Origin of the sequence: Micromonospora sp. 15K316 (assembly GCF_004348525.1) — a bacterium.
Taxonomy (GTDB): Bacteria; Actinomycetota; Actinomycetes; order Mycobacteriales; family Micromonosporaceae; genus Micromonospora.
The window spans coordinates 1-4,326 of the sequence record NZ_SMKG01000340.1 but is presented as its reverse complement, the minus strand read 5'-3'; the positions used below and the strand labels follow the sequence as shown (position 1 = coordinate 4,326).

The following is a 4,326-nucleotide window of genomic DNA, read 5'->3' as shown; positions in this document are numbered from 1 at the left end:
GGTCAGAGTTGGGCCTGGGCCTTCAGGCGTAGGTAGGTGTCGGCCAGGTGGGTGGCGAGGGTGCCGGCGGGAGCGTCCACCACGGTGACGCCGTAGCGGGTCAACGCCGTCCGCACCCGGTCCCGCTCGGCCAGCGCCCGCCACCCCGCCGCCGCCGCGTAGGCGTCGCCCGGGCGGGCCGGCGTGCCCGTGGTCATCGCGGTGAGCACCGGATCGTGGACCGCCGCGATGACCACCCGGTGCCGGGCGGCCAGCCGGGGCAGCACCGGTAGCAGGCCCTCGCCGAGGGCGCCCGCCTCCAGCGCGGTGAAGAGCACCACCAGGCTGCGCTGGCGCTGCCGGCGCAGGATCTCACTCGCGATCAGCTCGAAGTTCGTCTCGACCAGGGCCGGTTGGAGGGGAGCGAGCGCGTGCACCAGTCGGGGGAGCAGCGCCGGTCGGCCGCTGCCGGTCATCGTGGCGCGTACCGCGGTGTCCGCGGCGAGCAGGTCGACCCGGTCGCCGGCCCGCACGGCGAGTGCCGTGAGCAGCAACGCGGCGTCGATGGCGGTGTCCAGCCGGGGCTCGTCGCCGACCCGTACGGCCGAGGTGCGGCCGGTGTCGAGCACGCAGACCAGCCGCCGGTCCCGCTCCGGCCGCCAGGTACGCACCAGCACGTCGGCCTGCCGGGCGCTGGCCCGCCAGTCGATCGACCGGACGTCGTCGCCGACGACGTACTCGCGCAGGGTGTCGAACTCGGTGCCCTGGCCGCGTCCGCGGGTGACCTGGGTGCCGTCGATGATCCGCAGTCGGGCCAGCTTCTCGGGCAGGTGCCGGCGGGAGTCGAAGGGGGGCAGCACGCGCAGCGTCCACGGTGGCGTGGCGGGGCGGCCCGAGCGTTGCCGGAACGCCAGCCGCAGCGGCCCGTACGAGCGGACGGTCAGGGTCAGCGCCGGCCGGTCACCGCGCCGGGTCGGGGTCAGCCGGGTGGGCAGCACCAGCGTCTCGCCGGGCGCCACCGTGACGACCCGGTTCGGGGGCACCTCCGGGTGGGCGCCGGCCGAGGGCACCCAGGCGTCGCGGACCTGGGCGCGCAGCGTACGCCCGGAGGAGTTGCCGAGCCGGAGCGCGACGGTGGCGGTGCCGCCGAGCCGGACCGTCCTGTCACCCTCGCGCTCCGCGGTGAGCGCGGCCGGCGGCACCGCCCGCATCCGGTCCACGAGCACGAGCAGCAGCACGCCTCCGGCCATCACCAGGACGCCCGCGAACGGCGACGGCCAGAGCGGCAGGGTCAGCGCCCCGGCCGCGAGCAGCAGCGCCGCCCGCCAGGTCATCGCGGCGTCGGCACGGTGGCGAGCACCGCGTCCAGCACCGAGTCCACCCCCACGCCGTCCAGCTCGACCTCCGGTCGCAGCCGCAGCCGGTGCCGCAGCGTGGGCCGGGCGACCGCCTTCACGTCGTCGGGCACCACGTGGTCGCGTCCGGCCAGCCAGGCCCACGCCTTCGCGGTGTTGAGCAGCGCGGTCGCGCCCCGAGGTGAGGCGCCGAGCTCCAGCGCGGGGGTGTTACGGGTGGCCCGGCAGAGGTCGACGAGGTACCCGAGGAGCGGTTCGGCCACGTGGACGCGGCCGACGGCGGCCCGGGCGGCCGCCAGGTCCGCCGCGCTCGCCACCGGCCGTACGCCGGCCGCGGCCAGGTCCCGCGGGTCGAAACCGGCGTGGTGCGCCCGCAGCACGCCCAGCTCCTCCTCCCGGGTGGGCAGCGGCACGGTGAGTTTGAGCAGGAAGCGGTCCAGCTGGGCCTCGGGCAGCGGGTAGGTGCCCTCGTACTCGACGGGGTTCTGGGTGGCGGCCACGATGAACGGGTCCGGCAGCGGGCGTCGGGCGCCCTCCACCGACACCTGCCGCTCCTCCATGACCTCCAGGAGCGCGGACTGGGTCTTCGGCGGCGTGCGGTTGATCTCGTCGGCGAGCAGGAGGTTGGTGAAGACCGGGCCCTCGCGGAAGGTGAACGCGGCGGTGTGCGGGTCGAAGATCAGCGAGCCGGTGACGTCGCCGGGCATCAGGTCGGGAGTGAACTGGACCCGCTTGGAGTCCAGCTCCAGGGCGGTCGCCACGGTGCGGATGAGCAGGGTCTTGGCGACTCCCGGTACGCCCTCGAGCAGCACGTGGCCGCGGCAGAGCAGGGCGATCACCAGCCCGCTGACCACCGAGTCCTGGCCGACGACCGCCTTGCCGACCTCGGTGCGCAGCCGGTGCAGGGCGGCGCGGGCCTCGTCGGGGTCGGTGGTCGGCGGCTCGGCGGTTGCGGCGGGTCGGGTCACCGGGGTCCTCCTTCGGTCGGTTCGGTTCCGGTCGGCGTGACCCCGCGCGTCGGTCCGGGCGGGGTCGCCGTGACGGCGCGGGTGACCGCGTCGAGCGAACGGGCGAGGTCGAGCAGCTCCTCGTCGGTGGCCGGGTCGTCGCCGTAGAGCAGCTCCTCGACCTGCTCCGGCTCGCCTCCGGCGCGGGCCGCGACGGCCGTGGCCACCTGGTCCTGCGGCGTGTCGGCCGTCAGGTTCAGCCAGGGCAGCAGGCGGGCCAGAGTGGCCGAGCGGAGGGTCCGCCCGGCCGGTCCGCGGGCGCCGGCCCGTTGGTACAGCCGGGCCCGGCCGAGCGCGGTCTCGGCGGAGCGTACGGCGACCGGCAGCGGCTCCGGCGCGGGCGGCCCGAGCCGGCGGGCCCGCCACAGCGCGGCGAGCAGCAGTGCCAGCGCGAGTTGGACGAGCATCGCCCAGAACCAGAGCGGGAAGGCGCTCCAGAGCGGGTTCGGCGCCGGTCCGTCGTCCGGGTCGGCGGGCCCCCGGTTCCCGGAGCCGTCGCCCGGCGAACCGGGCCGGCCCTGTGCGGTGCCCCCCGGCGGCACGGTCTCCGCACGGGGTCGTTCGGTGGGTGAGGCGGCGTCCGGCGGCGTGCTGCTGCGGGTCGGTGGGGGTGGCTCGGGCCCGTCCAGGTCCAGCCAGACGACGCGCGGGTGCACGCCGAGCAGCGCGGTGGCGAGCGCCTCGTTGTCGTGCTCGGCGATCCGGTCGTTGCGGAACGGGTCGTCGGCTCCGACGAGGACTGTGTCGACGGCGCCCGGCACGCGGGCCAGCCCCGCGGAGAAGCAGAGCTGCACGGGTGCCTCCGCGTCCGGCGCGTACCGCTGGCGCTGCGCGGCGGCGTGACGCACCGGGCGCAGCTCGTCGAGCGGGCAGGGGCGGTCGCCGGCCTGCGGGCCCACGACCTTCGTCGCCCAGCGCCGACCGTGGTGGTCCACAGGTACTCCGGCGGCGTGGAGGGCCCGGACGGACGGGTCGACCAGCACCACCCGGGTCCCGACGGGGAGCCGGGTCAGGCGGCTCAGGGTCTCGGATCGCAGCAGGTCGGGCGCTGGCACGAAGAGGGTGGCCGGTGGCCCGGTGCGGGCGGCCAGCAGCGCCGCCCGCGAATCGGTCTCCCGCGCGACGCCGGCGCCGCGCCGGCGCAGGGCCTCGGCGAGCCGGCTGCCGCCGTGGTCACCAATTTCCAGGGGGGAGAGGTAACCCGGGTCGTCGGGGTCGGGCCGGTCGAGTGTCTGCGCGACCAGGGTGGTGGTGATCAGGGCGGCGACCAACCCGAGCGGGATGACCAGCCGGTGCCACCGCCGTCGCCGCTTCGCGGTGGGTCGGGGCGGCGCGGCGGCCGGACGAGGGCCGGCCGGATTCGCCGTCTGCGCGGCGGCGGTCACGGTCGCTCCTCCCGGGCGTCGGCCGGCCGCCCGCCGGGGGCGGACTGCTCGGGTACGAGACTCGTGGGCCCGCTGACGATCCGCGCCCGGTCGAGTGGGTCGACGGCCTGCGGCGCGGCGAGCGCTCGGTGCAGCTCGGCGGCGAGTTCCCGCATCCGCCGGTCGTGGTCGGCGGAGGCCGGCCGCTGCGCGTACCAGAGTTCGGAGAAGATCAGACCGGCGGCGGTCACCGGGGGGCCGGTGGGCGGCAGGTTCCGGGCGGCCGTCGAGCCGACCTCGACAACCGTCAGCCCCGGCTGGGCGGGTACCACCTGCCGCGCCGCCAGTTCACGGATCATGTCGCGCAGCCGCTCCCGGACCGCCTCGGCGTAGCGCCCCTCGGCGGCCAGCCGGTCGGCGGGCGAGAGGTGGGCGTCGAGTCGGTCGGGCGTCTCGTCGGGCGGCGACGGAGACGCGCCCTCCGCCGCCACGACGTCGGCCCCGCGCCGGCGGCGTCGCAGTCGCAGCCGGGGCAGCCGCGGTCGGGGCAGCCGCAGCCGGGGCAGGCGGAGCCGCAACCGCGGCAGGGTGAGCCGGGGCAGGCGCGCCCGCGGGCGGGGG

At 77.1% G+C, this 4,326-nt stretch carries 4 protein-coding genes; all 4 read right to left on the bottom strand.

What is annotated here, in order from left to right; translation table 11 throughout:
* Positions 1 to 2: 2 nt before the first annotated feature.
* On the bottom strand, positions 3 to 1,313 hold the full coding sequence (locus E1211_RS31010) for a DUF58 domain-containing protein (RefSeq protein WP_132353623.1): 1,311 nt from the start codon (positions 1,311 to 1,313) through the stop codon (positions 3 to 5).
* Entirely contained in the window at positions 1,310 to 2,302 is a 993-nt protein-coding gene (locus E1211_RS31005) for a MoxR family ATPase (RefSeq protein ID WP_132353621.1), read from the bottom strand. Before E1211_RS31005 ends, E1211_RS31010 begins: the two co-directional genes overlap by 4 nt.
* Positions 2,299 to 3,726, bottom strand: a complete 1,428-nt coding sequence (locus E1211_RS31000) for a DUF4350 domain-containing protein (RefSeq protein WP_207915578.1) — start codon at positions 3,724 to 3,726, stop codon at positions 2,299 to 2,301. The genes E1211_RS31005 and E1211_RS31000 overlap by 4 nt, the downstream gene beginning before the upstream one ends.
* A partial coding sequence (locus E1211_RS30995) for a DUF4129 domain-containing protein (protein WP_132353619.1) occupies positions 3,723 to 4,326 on the bottom strand: 604 nt, incomplete at its 5' end. The genes E1211_RS30995 and E1211_RS31000, both read right to left, overlap by 4 nt.

Excerpts from the sequence above, each read along its gene's own strand:
- E1211_RS31010 (WP_132353623.1), bottom strand. The coding sequence starts at position 1,313 with ATGACCTGGCGGGCGGCGCTGCTGCTCGCGGCCGGGGCGCTGACCCTG.